Origin of the sequence: Actinomadura viridis (assembly GCF_015751755.1) — a bacterium.
Lineage (GTDB): Bacteria > Actinomycetota > Actinomycetes > Streptosporangiales > Streptosporangiaceae > Spirillospora > Spirillospora viridis.
In genome coordinates this window covers 1,214,179-1,235,683 of sequence record NZ_JADOUA010000001.1, presented here as the reverse complement: position 1 = coordinate 1,235,683, position 21,505 = coordinate 1,214,179, and the positions used below count along the sequence as shown (strand labels likewise).

Below are 21,505 nucleotides of genomic sequence, written 5' to 3'. Positions count from 1 at the left end.
CCTGCATGGCCGCGACAGGACCCCCCAGGCCCGCCGCGGCCATGCAGAGCTCTCAGGCCGGGACCTCCTCGACGCGGTCGAGGGTCTCGGCCGGCTTCTTGAGCCAGTAGCGCTCTACCAGGAGCGGCGCCACCGGCAGCACGGACGCGATGAGTGCGAGCACCGTACGCCTGCCGTTCCAGCCCAGCTGGTCGCGCAGCACGCCGCGGGCCAGCACCACGAACGCGACGTACCCCATGAAGAGGATGCCGTGCACGGGACCGACCACCTGGACGCCGACCTCCTCGCCGCCGATGTACTTCAGCGGCATGGCGAGCAGCAGCAGCACGAGGAACGAGGTCGCCTCGGCGATGGAGACGATCCGAAGAGCACGAACGATGTCCACGGCTTGCCAACGTACGGGCCCTCGCGCTTTGTTTCGCGCGCGCGTATGGCCCTTCTCACACGGACTCCGCGCGATCAACCGGCCGGAGCGATCGGCACTTCCGGGTAAGGTGCCCCGGCCGTTTCCCGGGGAATGCTGCTACGCATGGCACGCCCCCAACAGAAGAACAACGACGAATCCCCCAAGGCCGCGCCGGAGTCCGGCTCGGCCGATCCCCAGGGCCCGGCCGGCGGCTCCGCGCCTCCACGCCGGCGCCGGAGCCTGTGGACCGTCCCGCTGCTGATCCTGCTGACCGCCGCCGTCGTGCTGGGCGCCCAGCAGGCGATGCGGATGCTGCCCGGCTGGATCAACCCGTTCGCCGAGGAGACCAAGGACCGCAGCGGGCCGGTCGTCCTCAAGTCGATCCGCGACCTGGCCCGCTTCGAGTCCGCCTCCGGCAACTTCCAGGTCATCGTGGACCTGGAGAAGGACGCCAAGTTCCTGCCGAGCGCCGTGCGCGGATCCCGCACGCTCTTCGTCGGGCACGGTTCGGTGGACGCCTACGTGGACTTCTCCAAGCTGGGCTCCGGCGCGGTCACCGTCAACGCCGACCGGACGGCCGCGACCGTCCGGCTGCCCCGCGCGCAGCTGGAGCCCACCAACCTCGACCCCAAGCGCAGCTACGTCTTCTCCACCCAGCGCGGACTGATCAACCGCATGGGCGACTTCTTCAGCTCCAACCCCAACGACCAGCAGCAGCTCTACGTGCTGGCCTCCCAGAAGATCCAGACCGCGGCCGGCGAGAGCGGCCTGCGCGAACGTGCCGACCAGAACACCAGGCTCATGCTCCAGAACATGCTCAAGGCGCTGGGGTTCACGACGGTCACCGTCCAGGCCGCCGCGCAGTAGCCCGCCGCCCGGTGGCACCGCGCCCCGGCGGCGTTCCGTGCGATGGCCCCTGGACTCCTCCAGGGGCCATCGGGCGCCGCGCACCGCGCCGCGCCGCGCGCCGCGCAGGGTGGCGCGCCCGGCGCCGTCAGGCGGAGGGGGCGCGCAGGATCAGGGCGTCGCCCTGCCCGCCGCCGCCGCACAGGCCCGCGGCGCCGATCCCGCCACCGCGGCGCTTCAGCTCGTAGGCCAGGTGCAGGACGATCCGGGCGCCCGACATTCCCACCGGGTGGCCCAGGGCGATCGCGCCGCCGTTGACGTTGACCTTCTCGGGGCCGACGCCCAGGTCGCGCATCGACTGGATGCCGACCGACGCGAACGCCTCGTTGATCTCGATGACGTCCAGGTCGGCGGGCTCGATGCCCTCCTTGGACAGGGCGTGCCTGATGGCGTTGGACGGCTGCGACTGCAGCGAGTTGTCCGGGCCCGCCACGTTGCCGTGCGCGCCGATCTCGGCCAGCCAGGTCAGCCCCAGTTCCTCGGCCTTGGCCTTGGACATCACCACGACCGCGGCGGCGCCGTCGGAGATCTGCGAGGACGAGCCGGCGGTGATGGTGCCGTCCTTGCTGAACGCGGGGCGCAGCCGGCCCAGCGTCTCGACGGTCGTGTCGCCGCGCACGCCCTCGTCGGCGGCGAACACCACGGGCTCGCCGCGCCGCTGCGGGATCTCCACGGGGGCGATCTCCTCGTCGAACACGCCGTTCTTGATCGCGGCGGCGGCGCGCTGGTGGGAGCGCGCGGAGAACTCGTCCTGCTCGGCCCGCGTGATGCCCAACCGGGCGTTGTGGCCCTCGGTGGACTCGCCCATGGACACGCCGTCGAAGGCGTCGGTCAGCGCGTCGTGCGCCAGGTGGTCGAGCACCTCGATCGACCCGTACTTGTAACCGGCCCGGGACTTGGGCAGCAGGTGCGGGGCGCCGGTCATCGACTCCATGCCGCCGGCCACGACGATGTCGAACTCGCCGGCCCGGATGAGCTGGTCGGCCATCGCGATGGCGTTCAGCCCGGACAGGCACACCTTGTTGATGGTGATCGACGGGACGCTCATCGGGATGCCCGCCTTGACCGCCGCCTGCCGCGACGGGATCTGCCCGGCGCCGGCCTGGAGCACCTGGCCCATGATCACGTACTGGACCTGGTCACCGGTGATGCCCGCCCGCTCCAGCGCGGCCCGGATCGCGTGCGCGCCGAGGTCGGCGGCGGAGAAGTCCTTCAGCGAGCCCAGCAGGCGGCCGACGGGGGTACGGGCTCCGGCGACGAGCACGGATTCTGCGGACATGACGGGGCCCTCCACAAAGGTTCGGCGGCGATGTTTGTCACGATACCCAGGAGGGCCGGACGCGATTTCGGCCACCCCGGCCCCGCCGCCCGTCCCCGAGGGGGAGGCGGCGGGCCGGGCCGCCGCGTCCGTTCCGCATGGTCCGGCGGCCGCCGTGACCCGACCGCGAGGAGGACGCGCGAAATGCTGACCCGCATCGACCACATCGGGATCGCCTGCCACGACCTGGAGGCGACCGTGGAGTTCTACCGGAAGACCTACGGGTTCACCGACGTGCATTTCGAGGTGAACGAGGAACAGGGCGTGCGCGAGGCCATGCTGAAGATCAACGCGACCGGTGACGGGGCGGCGAGCTTCATCCAGCTCATCCAGCCGATCCGCGAGGACTCCACCGTCGCCAAATGGCTCGCCAAGAACGGCGAGGGCGTGCACCACATCGCGTTCGGCACCGACGGCGACGTCCAGGACGAGGCCGACGGCATCGCCGGGAAGGGGGTCCGGGTGCTGTACGACAGCCCGCGCCGCGGCTCGATGGGGTCCCGTATCACCTTCCTCCACCCGAAGGACTGCCATGGCGTACTGACGGAACTCGTCCAGAAGGCCACCACCTGAACCCGCGATCGAACGCGCGCTCGAAAAGGCGCACCCGAACGCACGCTTGAAGGCGCACCCGAACGCACGCTTGAACGCGCACCCGAACGCACGCCTGAAGGTGCGCCTGAACGCACGCCCGGTTTCGCGGATTCGGACAGCCCAGAGCCGATGACTCGAACGTGACTTATCGGGTCAGTCAGGACGTCGCTGACACTGTCAGGGCGGGGCGCCGGCCGGATCCGGCGCCCCGCGAAATGACTCCGCACCGTGCCGGTTATCGGGCGATTCACCGGGTAAGTCGATCGCGTTTCGGGTGCATCGCCAGGTGAGCCCCGGATTGTGACGTGTTCGATATCACACGCCTGAGCGCCGGGCGGTGACTGTCACTGTGTAGCCGTTCGGGCACCTATGGTGCTTTTGCGGCGCGGAACCCCAGGGAGTCGCGCCGTCCAGGGCAACCCGACAAAGAAGACAAACTACGCAGCGCGTCAAGATGAGCCCCCAACACGGCAGCTCCCGGAGTACGCTGCTGTCGCCGGTAGAGACCTGGGGCCGCGCGCCCGTTCAGCCAGGCGATCAACCGGTCCCCGGAACCACCCGTAGCCCCGTCACATCAGGATTGAGCCCTATGCAGTCCGACATCGACGCCCAGCTCAGCAATTTCTTCGAAGAGACGCCCCCACGCGAGTTCGACGTGGTGCTTCGCGGCTACGACCGGCACCAGGTCGACGAGCACATCAAACAGCTCGACAACGAGGTCCGGCAGGCCCGCGAGTCGACCCAGGCCCTGCAGCGGGAGCTGTCGGACGCGCATCGCCAGCTCCAGGAGCAGGAGCGGCCCACCTACTCGGGCCTCGGCGCCCGCATCGAGCAGCTGCTGCGGCTGGCCGAGGAGCAGGCCACCGAGCTCGTCCAGGCGGCCCGGTCCGAGGCCAACGAGATCAAGGCCGCGGCCAAGGTCGACGCGGCCGAGCTCCGCGCCGCCGCCGAGAACGACGCGTCCGAGTTGCGCGCCACCGCCCAGCGCGAGGGCGACGACATGCGCAACGCCGCCGAGCGCGAGGCCGAGGAGGTGCGCACCTCCGCCCGGCGCGAGGCCGACGAGCTGACCTCGACCACCGAGCGCGAGGTCGCCAAGCTGCGCGCCACCGCCGACCACGAGGTCGCCGAGAAGCGCGCCGCCGCCGAGCGCGAGATCGCCAAGCTCCGTACCACGACCGAGCGCGAGGTCGCCCAGCTCCGCGCCTCCACCAAGCGCGAGCGCGACGAGATCCTCACCACCGCCAAGCGGCAGGCCGACGAGATGCGGGCCCAGGCCCAGCGCATCCTGGAGGAGAGCGAGGCCCAGCGCGCCCAGGCCGAGGCCGAGTTCGAGATCCAGCTCGCCGCGCGCCGCGAGGAGGCCGACCGGCAGGACGCCGAGCGCCACGCCGCCGCGCAGGCCGCGACGCAGAAGCTGGTCGCCGAGGCCGAGCAGCGGGCCGCCTCCGCCGAGCAGCGGGCCGCCAAGGCCACCCAGCAGGCCGAGCAGACGCGGCGCGAGGCCGACTCGCACGCCAAGCAGCTCATGGCCAACGCGCGCAAGAACTCCGACCAGGTCATCGCCGAGGCCAAGTCGCAGGCCGAGCAGCTGCTCGCCGAGACCAAGTCCGAGGCCGACCGGGTCCGTACCGCCGCGCAGCGCCAGGTGGACGAGCTCACCCGCCAGCGCGACAGCATCACCAGCCACCTCAACCAGCTGCGCCAGCTCATCGGCGGCGTGGCGCCGGCGATGGGCGGCGGCGGGGTCGACGAGCTGGCCGCTCCGCCGGAGAAGCCCGCGCTGTCCTCCCCCGAGCCCAAGCCCGCCCCCGCGCAGCCGCAGGCGCAGGCCAAGCAGCCGGCCGCCAAGGCCGCCCCGGCCAAGGGCGCCCAGGCCAAGAAGTCCGACGAGGACGACGAGGACTGGTGGCAGGAGTGAGCCCCGCGTGCCCGGCCGCCGGCCGGGCACGCACGCTCGTCTGAGGTGCTCAGGCGTGTGCCGAGAAGCCTAGAGGTGTGAACTGCCTCTAGGCTTTTCTGCGTCTGGACGGGTAAGGCCATGAGTCGTCCCCGATGGCAGCGCCCCGAAGGCACACGGAATACGAGGAGAGTGGCGTGTCCGACGAGACCCCCAGCAAGGACCGGCCTGCGTCTCCCGAGCGGCCGGGCGACGGCCCGCCCACTGCCGTCCCCGCCCCCGCCCCTCCGGCCGACGACGACAGCGCGCGGGACGGGGAGGAGCCCGGTCCGGCCGGCGACTCCGCTCCCGCCTCCCGCCCGGCCGGCGACGACGGCGAGACGGGGACCCCGGCCACCGGAGGGTCGGTGCCGCTGGGGGACGTGTCGTCGATCGAGGACGCGCCCGATCGTTCCGGCGGTGAGATCGAGCCCGCCCGGCCCGTCGTCACGACCACCCCCGGAGCCGCCGTCCCCGCGGGTGACCACGCGCCCGACCCGGCGCACGACATCGAGCAGCGCAAGCGGGAGGCGGGGGTCAACCAGCGCTTCCCGTTCGGCCGCCCCGGGCAGCCGCTCGGCAACGCGCACCCGTTCGTGTTCGGCTTCACCGGCGCGCTCGGGGTCATCACGGCCTGGCTGCTGGTCCGGGCCGCGGTCAACGCCCAGTCCGTGATCATCATGATCGTGGTGGCGATGTTCCTGGCGGTCGGGCTCAACCCGGCGGTGGAACGGCTGAAGCGGGTCGGCCTGTCGCGCGGGTGGGCGGTGGCCGTGGTGTTCCTCGGGGTGCTCCTCTTCTTCGCCGGGTTCGTGGCCTCGCTCGTCCCCCCGCTCACCGAACAGATCACCGCGCTGACCAGGAACGTCCCCCAGTACATCCAGCAGCTCCAGAGCAACCCGAAGATCGCCGACTGGGACCGTCGCTACCAGCTGCTCCAGCAGGCGCAGAACAAGATCAACGATCCGAGCTTCCAGGAGGCCCTGGCCAAGCGGGCCTACGACGTGGGCAAGGTGGCGCTCAGCGGCACCTTCCAGACGCTGACGATCCTCATCCTGACGCTGTACTTCCTCGGGTCGCTGCCGCAGATCAAGACGTTCTTCTACCAGCTCGCACCGCGGTCGAGGCGGGCGCGCGTGGCCCTGCTGGGCGACGAGATCCTCAACCGGATCGGAGGCTACGTCGCCGGCCAGTTCACCATCGCGTTCATCTGCGGCCTCACCACCTACATCTTCCTGGAGATCCTCGGGGTCCCGTACGCGCTGGCACTGGCGCTGATCGTCGCGGTGACCGACCTCATCCCGCTGATCGGCGCCACCATCGGAGCCGTGATCGTGACGTTCGTCGCGTTCCTCACGGGAGTGCCCGAGGGCATCGCCAGCCTCGTCTTCTACGTGATCTACCAGCAGGTGGAGAACTACCTGGTCTACCCGCGCGTCATGAAACGCACGGTGGACGTCCAGCCCGCGGTGACCGTCGTCGCCGCGCTGGTCGGCGGGGCGCTGCTGGGCGTCATCGGGGCGCTGCTGGCGATCCCCACCGCGGCGGCGATCTCGCTGGTGATCCGGGAGGTCTTCATGCCGCGGCAGGAGAGCCTCTAGCCTGTGTTTTCTCAGTCCCGGCCTACGGCGCTCGCCGGGCGGCTCGCGCCTGACCGGGCCTTGTGCGAGCGCGACATCGCTTCGCGATCCGCCAGGTGACGCGCTCGCGCGTTGGCGGAGGGGGCGGCTGAGCGGCCGGCGGAGCGTCAGCGGGAGGCGCGGGCGAGGGTGGCGGTGAACTCGCCCACCGCCCGGTTGAACAGGTCGGGCCGCTCGATCGCGCACAGGTGCCCGGCCTGCGGGATGACGACCGGCTCGGCGTCGGGCAGCGCCTCCACCATGGCGCGGGCGTCCTCCCCGGTGGACAGGGGGTCCTCGTCACCCGACACGACCAGGGCGGGGACGGTGAGGCCCCGCAGGGTGTCGAACGAGGCGGGACGCCCGGCCATGGCACGCTGCGCCCAGGCCGCGGCGGGCGCCGGGGTGGCCTGGACGAGCCCGCGCACCCGCCCGTACACCAGCGCGCGCTGCTGGAACGTGGTCGGCCCCACCAGGTTCGGCAGGACCTCGTCGAGCAGGACGTTCACGTCGTCGTCGCGGTCGAGGGCGTCGGCCTGCCGCAGCCGGTTCCGCCGGGCCTGGTCGGTGTCGGCGGACGCCTTGGTGGAGGCCAGGACCAGCCCCAGGACCAGGTCGGGGTGCCGCCGGCACAGCGCCATCGCCACGTACCCGCCCATCGACAGGCCGGCGACCACCGCCCCGTCCAGGCCCAGCCTGCGGATCAGCAGGGCGACGTCGTCGGCCATGCGGTCGATGGAGGGCGGGTCGTCGCCCAGCCGCGAGCCGCCGAAGCCGCGCAGGTCGGGGGTGATCACCCGGAACCGCCCGGCGAGGCCCTCGCGCTGCTCCAGCCACATGGCCGAGGACAGCGGGAAGGCGTGCAGCAGGACGAGCGGCGTTCCGGCACCGACGTCCCTCGCGTGGAGCTGCACGGTCATGGCGGTGCCTCCTCCTCCCGCCGGGGCGGCCCCGGCGGCCGCCGTCCACGTGCCGGCCACGCAATCGTCGCCCGCGATCGGGGCGCGGCGGGAGGAGTGGCCGTGTCCGGTCGCCCGGGTTTACCCGGCCGGGCCGTCCCATTCGGTGGGGAGCGGCCACGACGCCGGCGCCACCCGTCGGACGATCTCGTCGAGCACGATCCGGACGTACGGTTCGCCGACCCACAGGTGCTTGGCGTTGTCCACCGCGACGACCTCGGCCTGCGGGATCCGCTTGAAACGTTCCCTGGCCTCCTCGGGACGGAGGTAGTCGTCGAACTCGGGCACCAGCGCCACCACCGGCCGCCCGTCCTCGGCCCACGCGTCCAGGTCGGCGTCGGTGGCGCGGTGCAGCGGCGGGGACAGCAGGATCGCCCCTTCCACCAGGGGGTCGCGGCCCCACTTGAGGGCCAGCTCCGTCCCGAACGACCAGCCGAGCAGCCAGGGGTGCGGCAGGTCGTGGAACTCGGCGTACTCCAGCGCGGCGGCGACGTCGAACCGCTCGGTCTCCCCCTCGCCGAACTCGCCCTGGCTGGTGCCGTGCACCGAGGCGGTCCCGCGCGTGTTGAAGCGCAGCACGGCCACGTCCGCCAGCGCGGGCAGCCGGTAGGACGCCTTGCGCAGCACGTGGCTGTCCATCATGCCCTCGGCGGTCGGCAGCGGGTGCAGGCAGACCAGCGTGGCCACCGGCGGCCGCTCGGCGGGCACCGCCAGCTCGCCGACCAGCTCCAGCCCGTCCGCGGTGTGCAGCGTGATCGCCTCACGCCGGGCCGGCAGCACCGTGCTCGCCCGGATCTCCCCCATCGGTCTCCTCACCTCTCCGGATCTCTCCGGACCTGCCGGTCTTACCTGCCGGTCTTCCTTGTCAGTAGCGCGGGGCCCCTCGGGAGCGCAGCGTACGCGGCGTCCTGCGGTCGCGGGCCTGCCAGCAGGGACGGTGCCAGTGCCGGCGGTCGTCGGCCCCGCCCCGGCCGTCGGCGGGCCAGGCCACCACGTGCCCCACGCCGGGCGGGATCTCCTGGTCGCATCCCGGGCAGCGGTAGGGCTTGGCGGCGCTCGCCCCGTTGATCATCCGGACGTTCCAGGCGCCGTCCGCGCCCTCCTCGGTCGTCTGCGACCACACCGCGGAACCGCCGCCGGGCGAGCGGGGATCCGCGGTGGCGCGGCGGTTCTTGCGGGGGCTCATGGCGACCAGGATATGGGGAACGTCCGGAACCGGCCGCGGCCGGCGGGGCGTTCCTCAGCGGAGCGGGCGGCCCGCGGTGGCGTGCTCCTCCAGGAGCGGCGCGGGCGCCAGCGCGGGCTCGCGGGTCTCGGCGTGCAGCGCCCTGAGCACGGCGACGGCGCGGTCGAGGCCGAGCCGGTCCAGGTCGGCGATCGGCCCGGTCGGGTAGCCGCAGCCCAGGGTCATCGCGGCGTCGATCGAGCCGGCGTCGGCGTAGCCCGCGCCCAGCATCGCGGCGGCGTCGTTCAGGTACGGGAAGCGCAGCGCGTCGACGATGAACCCGGACCGGGCGCGGCACCGCACCACGGTGAGGCCGAGCGCGGACAGCAGCGCCACCGCCCTTCCCTCGGCGCCGTCGCCGGTGGCCACCGTGGGCGCCACCTCGGCGAGGGAGGCGCCCTCCTCGGGAAGGCACAGGCCCACCACGGCGGCGGGACGGCCGGTGGCCACGGCCTGCTCGATCACCGGTAGGCCGGGGTCGGTCACGGCCAGGACCGCGTCCGGCCCGGCCGCACCGGCCGCCGCGGCGACCAGTGCAGGATCTGCGCCGGGCGCGATGACGACCAGATCGCGGTCCGCCAGCTTTGCCGCGTCCGTGCCCGCCTCGGCGGTCTCCAGGGACTTCAGCGTCTCGTCCCAGGCGTTCACGTCGCCGGTGAGGACGCGTACCGGCCTGTCCGCGCCCGGGGCGAGGGCGGCGATGAGTGGGGCCGCCGAGGCCCCGGACGCGACGACGCCCACGCGCGGCCGTTCCGGTGCGGACGCCTCACCCGCCGGCTCCGTCTCCCCGGCCGCCTTGTCGTAGGAGTAGAAGCCGCGGCCGGTCTTGCGGCCCAGCAGCCCCGCCGTGACCAGCTCGCGCAGGAGCGGAGAGGGCGCGTGGCGCCGGTCGCGCGACTCGGCGTAGATCGCCTCCAGGACCTCCAGGCAGGTGTCGAGCCCGATCAGGTCCATCAGGGTGAACGGCCCCATCGGCAGCCCGGCGCCGGCCTTCATCGCCGTGTCGATGTCGTCGCGGGTCGCGTGGCCGGACTCCAGCATCCCGGCGGCCTGGTTGAGGTAGCCGAAAAGGAGACGGTTCGCCACGAAACCGGCGCGGTCGCCGATCGTCACCGGAGTCTTGCCGAGGTCCTTCACCAGCCCGGCGACGCGTTCCACCGCGCCGGGGTCGGTGAGGACGGTGCGGATGACCTCGACCAGCCGCATCACCGGGGCCGGGTTGAAGAAGTGCACGCCCACGATCTTGGTCGGCCGGCCGGTGGTGACCGCGATGTCGGTGACCGACAGGGAAGAGGTGTTGGTGGCCAGCACGGCGTCGTCGCGGCAGACCCGGTCCAGCTCGGCGAAGACCCGCCGCTTCAGCTCCAGCCGTTCCGGCACGGCCTCGATGACCAGGTCGCAGTCGCCCAGGTCGGCGAACGAGGTGGACAGGGCGACCCGGCCGAGGATCTCGCGGCGCGCGTCCTCGGTGAGCCTGCCGCGCTTGACGGCCCGTCCGGTCGAGCCCTCCAGATGCCCCCGGCCGCGTTCCAGCGCGCCCGCGTCGACCTCGACGCCGACGACCCGCACCCCGCCGCGCGCCAGCACCTCGGCGATGCCCGCGCCCATCGTGCCCAGCCCGACGACTCCGACCCTGCTGAACGAACCACCACTCATGCACGCAGTGTCGCAGAGGGCTCCGTTCGTACCGAGGCCGGGTACGACTCGGGCGTGCGCTTTGGAATCTTCCTTCTCGCGGCCCGCTATCCGGGCCAGGACGACGCCGCCGCCCTCGCCCGTACGGTCGCCGCGGCCCTCGCCGCGGAACGCGCCGGATTCGACGACGTGTGGCTGGCCGAACACCACTTCATGTCCTACGGCGTCGTGCCGTCCGCCGCCACCCTCGCCGGGCACCTGCTCGGCCTGACCCGGCGGGTCGACGTCGGCACCGCGGTCAGCGTGCTGTCCAGCGGGCATCCCGTCGCCCTCGCCGAACAGGCCGCGCTGCTCACCCTCGTGTCGGGCGGCCGGTTCCGGCTGGGCGTGGGACGCGGCGGGCCGTGGCGCGACCTGGAGGTCTTCGGTACGGGGCTCGGCCGCTACGAGAACGGCTTCGCCGAGTCCCTGGACCTGCTGCTGGCCTGGCTGGGCGGCGACCGCGTGGCCTGGCGCGGCGAGCACTTCCGCTTCCGCGAGGTGCCCGTGGTGCCGCGCCTCCCGGCTCCCCCGCCGGTCGCCGTGGCGTGCACGTCCCCCGCGACCGAGCGGCTGGCCGCCGCCCGCGGCCTGCCGATGCTGCTGGGCATGCACGTGGGGGACGAGGAGAAGGCCGCCGCGGTCGCCCGGTACGGCCGCCCCGGGATCCCGCACGTGTCCACCCATCTCGCCCAGGTGGCCGATACGCGCGGGGAGGCCGTGACGACCCTGCTCCGCGAGATGCCCCGCTGGCTGGGCCCCGGGCTGGAGGGGTACGTCCCCGTGGACGACCGTCCCCGTACCCCTCCGGACCCGGTCGAGTACACCCGGCGGCTCTGCGGCCTCCATCCGGTCGGCTCCCCCGAGGAGTGCGCGGAAACGATGATCGGGACGGTCCGGCGCACCGGGATCCGGCATCTCATCCTGCTGGTGGAGGCGGCCGGGTCGGACGCGGCCACCCTGGAGAACATCGCCCGCCTGGGCACCGAGGTGCTCCCCAGGGTCAGGGCCGCACTGCCCGCCCCCGCCGGCGAGCCGGGCCGGGTGGGCTGAGGCCGCGCGCCAGAGACCCCGAGACGGAACGGGGCCGGGGCCGCCGCCGGAGATCGTTCCGGCGGCGGCCCCGGCCCGTACGGACGGGACCGCTCGTCAGCAGTCGCGCAGCTCGGGAGACTGGTTGAGGATCTGCTCGCGCGGCGACACGAACGTGCGGTACGCCGCCGAGTCACCTACGGGGAAGACGGCGACCCGGTGGCAGTTCTGGAAGGCGAGCTTCACACCGAAGTAGCGTTCCAGCGAGCCGCGCATGGCGTCGCTGGCCAGCACCCGCAGCAGCTGGCCGCGGGCCTGCTCGTCGGGCGGCGGCGTCAGGTTGTCGGCGAAGTCGCCACCGTCCACCTGCAACCTGGCCACCAGACCGCTGATCATTTCCCACGCGTAGGGAAGGGAGGTCCGGACGCACTCGACGAACGCGGCGTCGTCGACCTCTCCCTGCTGTGCCTTGTCGAGGAGTTCGGGGGTCACGTCAAGGGACATCTACGGGATTCCTTTCACCGAATGTGATGAGCACCCGCCGTCTGCGACGCTAACCACGCCCCCGTGAGAATTCCAGGCTTGACAGCCGCCGCTCCCCCGTCGTCACACGCGCGCGCGTGATCGGTCCCGGTTTTGTGGCGGTCAGGTCAGCTTCTTGCCGCGGTCGCCGTCCCGCGCGTCCTCGTGGTCCTGGGCGCAGACGACGCGTCCTGCTGGGCGGCCTCGTCCGCCCAGAACCGCCGCGCCTTGCGGGAGGCGCCCGCGTCACGGGCGGCCTTTCCCCGGGCCCGCAGGTCACGGGCACGCTCCTGCATCACCGAGTACATGATGTCGTTGTGGAACATCGCCCCTCCTTGGTCCGCCGGGCCGCCTTCTCGGCCCGACATCCTCAAGGTTCGTCCTAAGGCGGGCACCCCCACATCGGGACTAAGCCTTATCTCCTGGCCCTGTGGCGCCTTAGACGGCCTACGTACGCCTGGGAAGGCTTAGGGCGTGACGCGGTGCCGCGCAGACGCGAGCCTGCCGCGGGACGAATCGATGCGGCTCCGCGGAGGCGGGCGCGAGGGCTCACCCGGCTCACTAGGGTTGGGCCCGTGCGTCTCGTAATCGCCCGCTGCAGCGTGGACTACGCCGGCAAGCTCACCGCCCACCTCCCCATGGCCCTGAGGCTGGTCCTCATCAAAGCCGACGGGAGCGTGAGCGTCCATGCCGACGACCGCGCCTACAAGCCGCTGAACTGGATGAACCCGCCCTGCTCCCTGCGCGAGGAGCCGTTCGAGGAGAACGGCGCCGTCGCCCGGTGGACGGTCACCCACGGCAAGTCCGGCGAACGGCTCATCCTCACGATCAACGAGATCGTGCACGACTCCAGCCACGAGCTCGGGCTCGACCCCGGCCTGCGCAAGGACGGTGTGGAGGCGCACCTGCAGGAACTGCTCGCCGAGCACATCACCACGCTCGGCGAGGGCTGGACGCTGATCCGCCGGGAGTACCCGACCGCGATCGGCCCGGTGGACATCCTGTGCCGGGACGCCGACCAGGCCACGGTGGCGGTCGAGATCAAGCGGCGCGGCGAGATCGACGGGGTGGAGCAGCTCACCCGCTACCTGGAGCTGCTCAACCGGGACCCGCACCTGGCGCCGGTGCGCGGGATCTTCGCCGCGCAGGAGATCCGTCCGCAGGCGCGGGTGCTGGCCACCGACCGGGGCATCGGCTGCGTGACGCTCGACTATGACACGCTGCGCGGCATCGAGCACGAGGGCACCCTCTTCTGACCCGGACGCGTCCACCGCGGAGGGCCGGGCGGGGAGGTGCCGGGCCGGTAATCTTCAGGCATGTCCCCGGCGACGACCGACAGCACGCGTGAGCGCATCATCGACGCGGCCGAGGAGTGCTTCACGCGTTTCGGCGTGGCCAAGACCACGGTCGAGGACATCGCCGCCGCCGCGCGGCTGTCGCGGGCGACGGTCTACCGCAGCGTCACCGGCGGGCGCGACGAGCTGATCCTCGCCGTGGTGCTGCGCGACCTGCGCCGGTTCCTGGACCGGCTGGCCGGGCGGCTGCGCGCCGAGCCGTCGGTTCCGGAGGCGGTCGTGGAGGGCACGATGGACGCGGTCGCCTACGTCCGGGCGCGGCCGGCGATCGCCGCGTTCCTGGTGCCGGAGGCGGCCGGGCACATGCAGGCGGCGGTCGCGCAGGGCGCCGAACACCTGCTGGCGGTGTGCTGCGAGTACGTCCGCCCGCACTTCGACCTGGCCCAGCGGCGCCGCATGCTGCGGCCCGACATCGAGGTGGAGGGCACGGTGGAGTTCCTCTTCCGGATCATCACCTCGCTGATCGTGATGGACCGGGATCGCGACCCGGACGCGCAGCGCCGGTTCCTGCACACCTACGTGGTCCCGGTGATCGCCGCCCCGTGACGGCCCGGGTTGTGCCGCGGACACGGTAGCTTCGGGGCAGGCGGGCGGGACCGACACGGGAAGAGGACCGGAATGGGCACGGTAGACAGCACGCGGGGACGCTCCGCGATCCAGCCGAGCCCGGTCTTCCTGACCATCGTCGCGGTCACCGTGCTGTGCGGGCTGATCGCCTGGCGGTACGGCGCCATCACCTCCACCCCGGCCCGGGTCGCGGTGTTCGGCTTCGTCGTCGCCGCGTGGGTGCTGTCCCTGTGCCTGCACGAGTTCGGCCACGCCTACCTGGCCTTCCGTTCGGGCGACCACAGCGTCGCCACCCGCGGCTACCTCACCCTGAACCCGGCGAAGTACGCGGACGTCACGATGAGCTTCGCGATCCCGGTGCTGTTCATCCTGCTGGGCGGGATCGGCCTGCCGGGCGGCGCGGTCTGGATCGACCGGGGCGCGATCGCCGGACGGATCCGGCACAGCGTGGTCTCGGCGGCCGGGCCGCTGGCCAACGTGGTGTTCGCGATCATGCTCGCGGTGATCTTCAAGAACTTCGCCGACCCGGAGCACGGCGTGTTCTGGGCCGGCCTGGCCTTCCTGGCGTTCCTCCAGGTGACCGCGGCCGTCCTCAACCTGCTGCCGATCCCGGGACTGGACGGCTTCGGGATCATCGAGCCGTACCTGCCGCGGCCGTGGGTCGCCAGGGCCAACGAGTACGGCGGGTACGTCTTCCTGGGCCTGCTCGCCGCCCTCTGGCTGATCCCCGCGGTCAACAGCGCGTTCTTCGACGTGACGTACGGCATCGCGGGCGCCATCGGGCTGGAGGAGTTCCCCTTCAAGCTGTCCCTGGACGTCTCCCCCATCACCACCGGCCACGCCCTGTTCCAGTTCTGGCGTGACTGAGCGGCCACCGGAGCGCAGCGGAGGGGGCCGCTCAGTCGGCTCTTCCGGGGAGTCTGAGGGGTCGTCCCCTCAGGAAGATACTGAGCGGCCACCGGAGCGGAGCGCCAGCGCAGTGGAGGGGGCCGCTCAGTCGGCTCTTCCGGGGAGTCTGAGGGGTCGTCCCCTCAGGAAGACATGAGCGGTCCCCGGAGCGGAGCGCCAGCGCAGCGGAGGGGGCCGCTCAGTCGGCACTTGCCGGGGAGTCTGAGGGGTCACCCCGGTTCGGCCGGCTCGGGGCTGGGCTAGCGTGGACGTCGCAGCACCCTCCAGAGCGTCGACGCCGATCCGCCATGGAGGTCCTCGATGAACGGTTCGTCCGATCACCTGGCGGGCGCCCGGCAGGATCACTGGGACACCGTCTACTCCGACCGGGGGGAACGGCGGGTCAGCTGGTACCAGGCCGATCCCCGGCTGTCGGTCGAGCTCATCGAGGAGGCCGCGGGCGAGGGGCGGGACGGGGCGGTGATCGACGTCGGCGGCGGCGCCTCGCTCCTGGCGTCCCGGCTGGTCGATGAGGGGTTCCGCGACGTGACGGTGCTGGACGTCTCGGAGGTCGCGCTGGAGACCGCCCGACGAGCGGCGTCCAGGCGTCCCGGAGGGGAGCGGATCACCTGGGTCCACGCCGACCTGCTGTCCTGGCGGCCGCCGCGCCGGTACGCGATCTGGCACGACCGGGCGGTGTTCCACTTCCTCACCGAGCGGGCCGACCGGGCCGCCTACCTGGCGGTCCTCCGCGCCGCGCTCGTCCCGCGGGGCGCGATCGTGCTGGCGGCCTTCGCGCCCGAGGGTCCGGGCCACTGCTCGGGCCTGCCCGTCGCCCGCTACGACGCCGGGGGTCTGGCCGCGGAACTGACCGGCGCGTTCGGCGACGACGTCACGCTCACCGCGCGGCGCACCGAGCGCCATGTCACCCCGGCGGGGGCGGTGCAGCCGTTCACCTGGATCAGCGCCCGCCTCGGCTGAGCCCGTCTACGCCGGAGGCTGCTCGGAACGTTCCTGGAGCTGCTCAACGGCCCATTCGGCCCATTCACGGCGCATGGCCATGAAGCGTTTGCCGTATTCGAGGGCGATGTGCCCGTAGCCGGCCATGCCGCCGCGGTGCCAGTCCAGGGAGTTCTCCAGGGCGACCAGCTCCTCGTGCCCCCGGTCGGCGGCGGCGGCCTGGGCCCTCAGGTAGTCGGTGGCCCGCTCGGCCGCCACGGTGCCGAGGAAGAACACCCGGAGGATGCCCTCGTCCCGGCTGACCGGCTTGGGCTCGGTCTCGGTCAGCCAGCGGCGCAGCTCGTCCCGCCCGGCGGGGGTGGCGGCGTACTCCTTGCGCCCGCGCGGCCCCTCCGAGGTCACCTCGATGAGCCCGTCGGCGGTGAGCTTGGCCAGCTCGCCGTAGACCTGGCTCTGGGTGGCCGCCCAGACGTGCCCCAGGGAGAGATCGAAGATCTTCAGCAGGTCGTACCCGCTGCATCCCGGCACCTCGACGATCAGGCCCAGCACCGCGTGTCGGAGGCTCATGCCGCGATCTTATCCATCGACATTGACATGTCAATCTTGGAAGGTTAGCTTCGACCTGTCGAAAGTGGAATATCGAGGAGCGCGCGATGAGCGAGCAGACCGACCCCCGCCCCCTCTGGCTGAGCGGCCACATGGCCCCCGTTCCGGACGAGATCGACGCCGCGGACCTCCCGGTGGACGGCACCCTCCCCTCCGAACTGTCCGGCCGCTACTTCCGCAACGGCCCCAACCCGCTGCCGGGCGAGCCCAGCGTGCACTGGTTCAGCGGGCACGGCATGGTGCACGGCGTCCGCCTCCGGGACGGCCGCGCCGAGTGGTACCGCAACCGCTGGGTCCGCACCACCTCGTTCACCGAGGGCGCCCCCATGCTCCGCCCCGACCTCACCGTCGACCGCGCGGCCGTGCCGGCGAACACCCACGTCGTCCCGCACAACGGCAAGATCTACGCGCTGGTCGAGGTGGGGTTCCCCTACGAGCTGACGCCCGATCTCGCCACCGTGGGGCCGTGCGACTTCGGCGGCCGGCTCACCGGCGCGATGACCGCGCACCCCAAGGAGGACCCGCGCACCGGCGAGCTGCTGTTCTTCGGGTACGGCTTCACGCCGCCCCATCTCACCTACCACCGGCTGTCGGCGGACGGGGAACTGGTGGAGAGCCGGGAGATCGAGGTCCCGGGCGCGACCATGATGCACGACTTCGCGATCACCGAGAACCACGTGGTGTGGCTGGACCTGCCCCTGGTCTTCGACCTCTCCCTGGCCTCGCACGGCATGCCGTACCGCTGGGACGACGGCTACGGCGCCCGCCTCGGCGTGATGCCGCGCGAGGGCGGCGCGGTGCGCTGGTACGACGTCGACCCCTGCTACGTCTTCCATGTCGGCAACGCCTACGAGGACGAGACCGGGCGGGTGGTGGTGGAGGGCCCCCGGTACGGCCGCGACGGCTTCGACCGGATCTGGTCGGCGATCGGCGGTCCCGCCGTGACGGGCCGGGACCTGGCACGGGCCGGTTCGGCCATCGGGGGCGCGCGGCTGCACCGCTGGACGCTCGACCCGGAGAGCGGGAAGGCGGTCGAGGAGGCGCTCGACGACCGGGGCGTGGAGTTCCCGACGCACGACGAGTCCCGTACGGGGCTGCCGCACCGCTACCTCTACACGGTGACCGACGACTCCATCGTGAAGTACGACGTCCGCACCGGCGCCACGGCGACCCACGCGCCGGGGCCCGGCTTGCATCCCGGGGAGGCGGTCTTCGTTCCGGCCGAGGGCGCGCGAGCCGAGGACGAGGGGTGGCTGCTGTCGATCGTCTCCGACGGCGCGGCGCGGGGCTCGGAGCTGGTCGTGCTGGACGCCTCCGACCTGTCCCGAACGGCGTCCGTACGGCTGCCGCGGCGGGTGCCGGCGGGGTTCCACGGCAACTGGATTCCGGACGCCCCGGCCGTCCCGTCGACCATCGGTCCAATAGGCTGACAAACCAGCCGGTAAGCTGAGCAAGTAGACACTTACCGTGCTCGCCGAGCCCATCCTGGAGGTTCCTCATGTCCGTGGCGACGGAGAGCTCCGCCACCTTCGCGTCCCTGAATCCGGCCACCGGCGAGGTCGTCGCCGAACATCCCGTCCACGACGACGCGGCGGTGGCCGAGGCCGTCGGGCGGGCCCGGGACGCCGCCGCGTGGTGGCGGGCGCTGGGCTGGAAGGAGCGGCGGCTGCGGCTGCTCAACGTCAAGGGCGCCCTGACCCGCAACCTCAACCGGATGGCCGAGCTCATCCACCAGGAGACCGGCAAGCCGCTGCAGGACGCCCAGCTGGAGACGATCATGGCGATCGTCCACCTGGACTGGGCCGCCCGCAACGCCCGCCGGGTGCTCGGCCCGCGCACCGTGTTCCCGGGCGTGGCCTCGATCAACCAGAAGGCCGTCCTGGAGTACCAGCCGCTCGGCGTGGTCGGCGTGATCGGCCCGTGGAACTACCCGATCTTCACGCCGATGGGCTCGATCGGGTACGCCCTGGCCGCGGGCAACGCCGTGGTCTTCAAGCCCTCCGAGTTCACCCCCGGCGTCGGGGTGCTGCTGGCCGAGCTGGTCGCCGGGGTCATCCCCGAGCAGCCGGTGCTGCAGACCATCACCGGACTGGGCGGGACGGGCGCGGCGCTCGCCTCCTCCCCCGGCGTCGGCAAGATCGCCTTCACCGGCTCGGCCCGTACCGCCAAGAAGGTCATGGCGGCCTGCGCCGAGAACCTCACGCCCATCGTGGCCGAGTGCGGCGGCAAGGACGCCTGCATCGTCGACGCCGACGCCGACCTGGAGGCCGCCGCCGACGCCGCGCTGTGGGGCGCGATGTCCAACGCGGGCCAGACCTGCATCGGCGTCGAGCGGATCTACGTCGTGGACCGCGCCTACGACACGTTCCTGAACACCCTCACCGAGAAGGCCCGCACCCTGCGTCCGGGCTTCGACCGTGAGGCCGCCTACGGCCCGATCACGATGCCGGGCCAGCTCGACATCATCGAGCGGCACATCAAGGACGCGCTGGACAAGGGCGCGACGGCCGTGGTGGGCGGGGCCGACTCGGTGCGCAAGCCGTACGTGGAGCCGGTGATCCTCGCCGACGTTCCGGAGGACTCGGCCGCGGTCTGCGAGGAGACCTTCGGCCCCACCATCACCGTCCACCGGGTGAAGGACCTGGAGGAGGCGCTGGAGAAGGCCAACCGGACCGGCTACGGCCTGGCCGGCACGATCTTCTCCGGCAACAAGGCCCGCGCCATGGACGTGGCCCGGCGGATGCGGTCCGGGATGACCTCGATCAACGCGTTCGCCTCGTTCGCGATGGTCGCGGCGCTGCCGTTCGGCGGCGTCGGCGAGTCCGGATTCGGCCGCATCCACGGCGCCGACGGGCTGCGCGAGTTCACCCGCCCCAAGGCGATCACCCGGACCCGCTTCAACCTGCCGATGAACCTGAGCTCCTTCGACCGTACGGAGAAGGAGATGGCCCGGCTTCTCCAGATGATCACCATGATGCACGCCAAGCGCTACAAGCGCTGACCCCGCTTTCCCGCCGCGGAACGGACGGCCCCGTTCACCTCAGGGTGGACGGGGCCGTTCACGTTCCCGTGGCCGGTTGGTCCCTTCAGCGGTCGTCGGCGCGGGCGTACGGGGTCTCGGGGTGCAGGAGGAGGGTCTCGGCCTCGGGGGCGCTGAAGAGGGCGTCGGCGCGGGCGCGGAGGCGGGCCCGTTCGGCCGGGTCGGCGAGGGCGTCCAGGGCGGCGAGGAGGTCGACGGTGTCGCGGGCGAAGGGGACCAGCCCGGCCCGCGCCATCGCCCGGACGCCGTCGCGGCCGTGGCCCGCGATCGGGCGGTGCGAGATCACCGGAAGATCGGCGGCCAGCGCCTCCAGGCAGGTCAGCCCCGCGGCGTTGTCGATCAGCGCGTACGCGGCGGCCATCAGCTCGCGCAGGTCGGCCCGCCACCCCAGCGCGCGCAGGCCCGACGCGGCGAGCCTGGCCCGCAGCGCGTCGTTGCCGCCGCAGAGCACCAGGGGCGTGCAGCGGCCCGAACGGGCCAGGGCCCGGGCGGTCTCCTCGACGTCGCCGACGCCCCACGCCCCGGCGGCGACCAGGACCGGGCGCGGGCCGTCCACGGGCGGCGGGACCGCCGGGCGGTGGAACGCGGGGCGCACCACCGGTGCGCACACGCGGGCGGGACGGCCGGTCAGCGCGGTCACCGTGCGGGCCACGTCCGGATCCAGGCACAGGTACCGGTCGTTGCCGGGGTGCAGCCACATCCGGTGCACCGCGAAGTCGGTGATCAGCACGGTGCTCGGCACGGTCAGCTCCCCCCGGGCCCGTGCGCGGCCGGTGATCTGCGCCGCCAGGTGGAACGTGGAGACGACCTCGGTGTACGGGCCGGCGCGGCGCAGGCGCCGGGACGCCAGGACGGCCAGCGGCGCGGCCCCGGGCGAGCGGGACAGGAAGAACCTCTGGTAGATCAGCTCGTACAGCCACGGGCGGGCCCGCATCGTCCGGCGGTACCAGCCGCGCAGGGCCCGGCCGAGGCCCAGGGGGAGCAGGTCGAGGACGTCCACGACCCGCGCCTCGGCCCCGGACGCGGCCAGCCGGCGGGCCAGTTCCAGCGCCACCCCGTCGTGGCCGGCGCCCATGCTCGCGCTGAGGATGAGGAAACGCCGGACCCGGTCCGGGGCCCCGGCGCCCTCGTCGCGCAGACTCGATGGCATGGACCGCCTACCCGCCGCTCTCGGACTGCTCGCGCTGGCCCACGTGGGGCCCGCGGCGAGCTGGCTGCCCTCGGTCCGGCGGCGACTGCCGGCGCTGGCCGGCGCCGGCCACCCCGATCATGTGGCGCTGACCTTCGACGACGGGCCCGATCCGCGCTCGACGCCGTCGTTCCTCGACGCGCTGGAACGGGCCGGGACGCGGGCGACGTTCTTCGTCCTGGGCGAGATGCTGGAGCGCCATCCGGAGCAGGCGCGGCGGATCGTCGCGGCGGGCCACGAGATCGCGGTGCACGGATGGCGGCACGACAACGCCCTGCGCACCCGGCCGGGACGGGTGACGGCGGGCCTGCGGCGCACCGTCGCGCTGGTCCGGGCGACGACCGGCGTCCACCCGGTCTGGTACCGGCCGCCGTACGGGGTGCTGAGCGCCGAGGCGCTGGTCGCGGCGCGGGCCCTCGGACTCCGGCCGGTGCTGTGGACGGCCTGGGGCCGGGACTGGGCCGCCGGCGCCACCCCGGCGTCCGTGCTCGCCACGCTGCGTCCCGACCTGCGCGGCGGCGCGACCGTGCTGCTGCATGACTCCGACTGCACCTCGTCCCCCGGGTCCTGGCGGTCGGCGCTCGGCGCGCTGCCGGACCTGATCGCGCAGTGCGGCGGCGCCGGACTGCGGGTGGGCCCGCTGCGCGAGCACGGCGTCGGGGCCCGGTGATCCAGCCCGCACCGTTCCCGGGGCCCGGAGGCGGCA

22 protein-coding genes are annotated in these 21,505 nt (G+C 72.8%); 12 read left to right on the top strand and 10 right to left on the bottom strand.

What is annotated here, in order from left to right:
• Nucleotides 1-52: 52 nt before the first annotated feature.
• Entirely contained in the window at nucleotides 53-385 is a 333-nt protein-coding gene (locus IW256_RS05405) for a DUF3817 domain-containing protein (RefSeq protein ID WP_197009902.1), read from the bottom strand.
• 144 nt (nucleotides 386-529) lie between these two features.
• Here IW256_RS05405 and IW256_RS05400 point away from each other — a divergent pair, with 144 nt between their 5' ends.
• Nucleotides 530-1,273, top strand: a complete 744-nt coding sequence (locus IW256_RS05400) for a DUF4230 domain-containing protein (protein ID WP_197009901.1) — start codon at nucleotides 530-532, stop codon at nucleotides 1,271-1,273.
• 127 nt (nucleotides 1,274-1,400) lie between these two features.
• Here IW256_RS05400 and IW256_RS05395 read toward each other — a convergent pair whose 3' ends face one another.
• Nucleotides 1,401-2,591: an acetyl-CoA C-acetyltransferase gene (locus IW256_RS05395; RefSeq protein ID WP_197009900.1), complete on the bottom strand. Its 1,191-nt coding sequence runs from the start codon at nucleotides 2,589-2,591 to the stop codon at nucleotides 1,401-1,403.
• A 183-nt stretch (nucleotides 2,592-2,774) separates the two neighbouring features.
• On the opposite strand from IW256_RS05395, the gene mce reads away from it, so the two are divergent.
• The 3 genes from mce (at nucleotide 2,775) to IW256_RS42060 (ending at nucleotide 6,764) form a co-directional block, all read left to right on the top strand.
• Nucleotides 2,775-3,203 (top strand): methylmalonyl-CoA epimerase, encoded by a 429-nt coding sequence (gene mce / locus IW256_RS05390; protein ID WP_197009899.1) that lies wholly within the window; start codon nucleotides 2,775-2,777, stop codon nucleotides 3,201-3,203.
• Nucleotides 3,204-3,813: 610 nt separating this feature from the next.
• A complete protein-coding gene (locus IW256_RS05385; RefSeq protein ID WP_197009898.1) occupies nucleotides 3,814-5,145 on the top strand; it encodes a DivIVA domain-containing protein in 1,332 nt (443 codons plus the stop codon).
• Between the two features lie 176 nt (nucleotides 5,146-5,321).
• Nucleotides 5,322-6,764 carry an AI-2E family transporter gene (locus IW256_RS42060; protein ID WP_197009897.1) on the top strand — a complete coding sequence of 481 codons (1,443 nt, stop codon included), beginning with the start codon at nucleotides 5,322-5,324 and terminating at the stop codon, nucleotides 6,762-6,764.
• Between the two features lie 146 nt (nucleotides 6,765-6,910).
• Here IW256_RS42060 and IW256_RS05375 read toward each other — a convergent pair whose 3' ends face one another.
• The 4 genes from IW256_RS05375 to IW256_RS05360 form a co-directional block, all read right to left on the bottom strand.
• The gene (locus IW256_RS05375; RefSeq protein WP_197009896.1) at nucleotides 6,911-7,702 is read right to left on the bottom strand and encodes an alpha/beta fold hydrolase; all 792 of its coding nucleotides are present in this window, start codon (nucleotides 7,700-7,702) and stop codon (nucleotides 6,911-6,913) included.
• Between the two features lie 120 nt (nucleotides 7,703-7,822).
• Nucleotides 7,823-8,545 (bottom strand): alpha/beta hydrolase, encoded by a 723-nt coding sequence (locus IW256_RS05370; RefSeq protein WP_197009895.1) that lies wholly within the window; start codon nucleotides 8,543-8,545, stop codon nucleotides 7,823-7,825.
• A 61-nt stretch (nucleotides 8,546-8,606) separates the two neighbouring features.
• The gene (locus tag IW256_RS05365; RefSeq protein ID WP_197009894.1) at nucleotides 8,607-8,927 is read right to left on the bottom strand and encodes an ATP/GTP-binding protein; all 321 of its coding nucleotides are present in this window, start codon (nucleotides 8,925-8,927) and stop codon (nucleotides 8,607-8,609) included.
• 54 nt (nucleotides 8,928-8,981) lie between these two features.
• Nucleotides 8,982-10,622 carry a 3-hydroxyacyl-CoA dehydrogenase family protein gene (locus IW256_RS05360; RefSeq protein WP_197009893.1) on the bottom strand — a complete coding sequence of 547 codons (1,641 nt, stop codon included), beginning with the start codon at nucleotides 10,620-10,622 and terminating at the stop codon, nucleotides 8,982-8,984.
• Between the two features lie 54 nt (nucleotides 10,623-10,676).
• Here IW256_RS05360 and IW256_RS05355 point away from each other — a divergent pair, with 54 nt between their 5' ends.
• Nucleotides 10,677-11,693 carry an LLM class flavin-dependent oxidoreductase gene (locus tag IW256_RS05355; protein WP_197009892.1) on the top strand — a complete coding sequence of 339 codons (1,017 nt, stop codon included), beginning with the start codon at nucleotides 10,677-10,679 and terminating at the stop codon, nucleotides 11,691-11,693.
• A 96-nt stretch (nucleotides 11,694-11,789) separates the two neighbouring features.
• Here the strand turns inward: IW256_RS05355 and IW256_RS05350 are convergent, their stop codons facing one another.
• The gene (locus IW256_RS05350; protein ID WP_197009891.1) at nucleotides 11,790-12,176 is read right to left on the bottom strand and encodes an SCO5389 family protein; all 387 of its coding nucleotides are present in this window, start codon (nucleotides 12,174-12,176) and stop codon (nucleotides 11,790-11,792) included.
• A 146-nt stretch (nucleotides 12,177-12,322) separates the two neighbouring features.
• Complete coding sequence (locus tag IW256_RS05345; RefSeq protein ID WP_197009890.1) at nucleotides 12,323-12,520, bottom strand: hypothetical protein; 198 nt, start codon at nucleotides 12,518-12,520, stop codon at nucleotides 12,323-12,325.
• A 249-nt stretch (nucleotides 12,521-12,769) separates the two neighbouring features.
• On the opposite strand from IW256_RS05345, the gene nucS reads away from it, so the two are divergent.
• The 4 genes from nucS to IW256_RS05325 all read left to right on the top strand — a co-directional run bounded on the left by nucS (nucleotide 12,770) and on the right by IW256_RS05325 (nucleotide 15,985).
• The gene (gene nucS / locus IW256_RS05340) at nucleotides 12,770-13,450 is read left to right on the top strand and encodes an endonuclease NucS (protein WP_197009889.1); all 681 of its coding nucleotides are present in this window, start codon (nucleotides 12,770-12,772) and stop codon (nucleotides 13,448-13,450) included.
• 60 nt (nucleotides 13,451-13,510) lie between these two features.
• Nucleotides 13,511-14,095 carry a TetR/AcrR family transcriptional regulator gene (locus IW256_RS05335; RefSeq protein ID WP_197009888.1) on the top strand — a complete coding sequence of 195 codons (585 nt, stop codon included), beginning with the start codon at nucleotides 13,511-13,513 and terminating at the stop codon, nucleotides 14,093-14,095.
• A gap of 72 nt (nucleotides 14,096-14,167) precedes the next feature.
• Nucleotides 14,168-14,983, top strand: a complete 816-nt coding sequence (locus IW256_RS05330; protein WP_231403669.1) for a site-2 protease family protein — start codon at nucleotides 14,168-14,170, stop codon at nucleotides 14,981-14,983.
• Between the two features lie 342 nt (nucleotides 14,984-15,325).
• A complete protein-coding gene (locus tag IW256_RS05325) occupies nucleotides 15,326-15,985 on the top strand; it encodes a class I SAM-dependent methyltransferase (RefSeq protein WP_197009887.1) in 660 nt (219 codons plus the stop codon).
• 6 nt (nucleotides 15,986-15,991) lie between these two features.
• On the opposite strand, the gene IW256_RS05320 is transcribed toward IW256_RS05325, so the two are convergent.
• Nucleotides 15,992-16,531 carry a PadR family transcriptional regulator gene (locus tag IW256_RS05320; RefSeq protein ID WP_197009886.1) on the bottom strand — a complete coding sequence of 180 codons (540 nt, stop codon included), beginning with the start codon at nucleotides 16,529-16,531 and terminating at the stop codon, nucleotides 15,992-15,994.
• 86 nt (nucleotides 16,532-16,617) lie between these two features.
• Between IW256_RS05320 and IW256_RS05315 the strand changes: the two genes are divergently transcribed.
• Both IW256_RS05315 and IW256_RS05310 read left to right on the top strand, forming a co-directional pair.
• Nucleotides 16,618-18,000 (top strand): carotenoid oxygenase family protein, encoded by a 1,383-nt coding sequence (locus IW256_RS05315; protein WP_197009885.1) that lies wholly within the window; start codon nucleotides 16,618-16,620, stop codon nucleotides 17,998-18,000.
• A 68-nt stretch (nucleotides 18,001-18,068) separates the two neighbouring features.
• Nucleotides 18,069-19,571: an aldehyde dehydrogenase family protein gene (locus IW256_RS05310; RefSeq protein WP_197009884.1), complete on the top strand. Its 1,503-nt coding sequence runs from the start codon at nucleotides 18,069-18,071 to the stop codon at nucleotides 19,569-19,571.
• 85 nt (nucleotides 19,572-19,656) lie between these two features.
• Here the strand turns inward: IW256_RS05310 and IW256_RS05305 are convergent, their stop codons facing one another.
• Entirely contained in the window at nucleotides 19,657-20,760 is a 1,104-nt protein-coding gene (locus IW256_RS05305; RefSeq protein ID WP_197009883.1) for an MGDG synthase family glycosyltransferase, read from the bottom strand.
• Here IW256_RS05305 and IW256_RS05300 point away from each other — a divergent pair.
• Nucleotides 20,759-21,469 carry a polysaccharide deacetylase family protein gene (locus IW256_RS05300; protein ID WP_197009882.1) on the top strand — a complete coding sequence of 237 codons (711 nt, stop codon included), beginning with the start codon at nucleotides 20,759-20,761 and terminating at the stop codon, nucleotides 21,467-21,469. The genes IW256_RS05305 and IW256_RS05300 overlap by 2 nt on opposite strands.
• The last annotated feature ends 36 nt before the right edge of the window (nucleotides 21,470-21,505 follow it).

Excerpts from the sequence above, each read along its gene's own strand:
- IW256_RS05400 (WP_197009901.1), top strand. The coding sequence starts at position 530 with ATGGCACGCCCCCAACAGAAGAACAACGACGAATCCCCCAAGGCCGCG.
- mce (WP_197009899.1), top strand. The coding sequence starts at position 2,775 with ATGCTGACCCGCATCGACCACATCGGGATCGCCTGCCACGACCTGGAG.
- IW256_RS05330 (WP_231403669.1), top strand. The coding sequence starts at position 14,168 with ATGGGCACGGTAGACAGCACGCGGGGACGCTCCGCGATCCAGCCGAGC.
- IW256_RS05300 (WP_197009882.1), top strand. The coding sequence starts at position 20,759 with ATGGACCGCCTACCCGCCGCTCTCGGACTGCTCGCGCTGGCCCACGTG.
- IW256_RS05320 (WP_197009886.1), bottom strand. The coding sequence starts at position 16,531 with ATGAGCCTCCGACACGCGGTGCTGGGCCTGATCGTCGAGGTGCCGGGA.
- IW256_RS05325 (WP_197009887.1), top strand. The coding sequence starts at position 15,326 with ATGAACGGTTCGTCCGATCACCTGGCGGGCGCCCGGCAGGATCACTGG.
- IW256_RS05385 (WP_197009898.1), top strand. The coding sequence starts at position 3,814 with ATGCAGTCCGACATCGACGCCCAGCTCAGCAATTTCTTCGAAGAGACG.
- IW256_RS05345 (WP_197009890.1), bottom strand. The coding sequence starts at position 12,520 with ATGTTCCACAACGACATCATGTACTCGGTGATGCAGGAGCGTGCCCGT.
- IW256_RS05315 (WP_197009885.1), top strand. The coding sequence starts at position 16,618 with ATGAGCGAGCAGACCGACCCCCGCCCCCTCTGGCTGAGCGGCCACATG.
- IW256_RS05360 (WP_197009893.1), bottom strand. The coding sequence starts at position 10,622 with ATGAGTGGTGGTTCGTTCAGCAGGGTCGGAGTCGTCGGGCTGGGCACG.
- IW256_RS05305 (WP_197009883.1), bottom strand. The coding sequence starts at position 20,760 with ATGCCATCGAGTCTGCGCGACGAGGGCGCCGGGGCCCCGGACCGGGTC.
- IW256_RS05395 (WP_197009900.1), bottom strand. The coding sequence starts at position 2,591 with ATGTCCGCAGAATCCGTGCTCGTCGCCGGAGCCCGTACCCCCGTCGGC.
- IW256_RS05370 (WP_197009895.1), bottom strand. The coding sequence starts at position 8,545 with ATGGGGGAGATCCGGGCGAGCACGGTGCTGCCGGCCCGGCGTGAGGCG.
- IW256_RS05365 (WP_197009894.1), bottom strand. The coding sequence starts at position 8,927 with ATGAGCCCCCGCAAGAACCGCCGCGCCACCGCGGATCCCCGCTCGCCC.
- IW256_RS05310 (WP_197009884.1), top strand. The coding sequence starts at position 18,069 with ATGTCCGTGGCGACGGAGAGCTCCGCCACCTTCGCGTCCCTGAATCCG.
- IW256_RS05350 (WP_197009891.1), bottom strand. The coding sequence starts at position 12,176 with ATGTCCCTTGACGTGACCCCCGAACTCCTCGACAAGGCACAGCAGGGA.
- IW256_RS05375 (WP_197009896.1), bottom strand. The coding sequence starts at position 7,702 with ATGACCGTGCAGCTCCACGCGAGGGACGTCGGTGCCGGAACGCCGCTC.
- IW256_RS05335 (WP_197009888.1), top strand. The coding sequence starts at position 13,511 with ATGTCCCCGGCGACGACCGACAGCACGCGTGAGCGCATCATCGACGCG.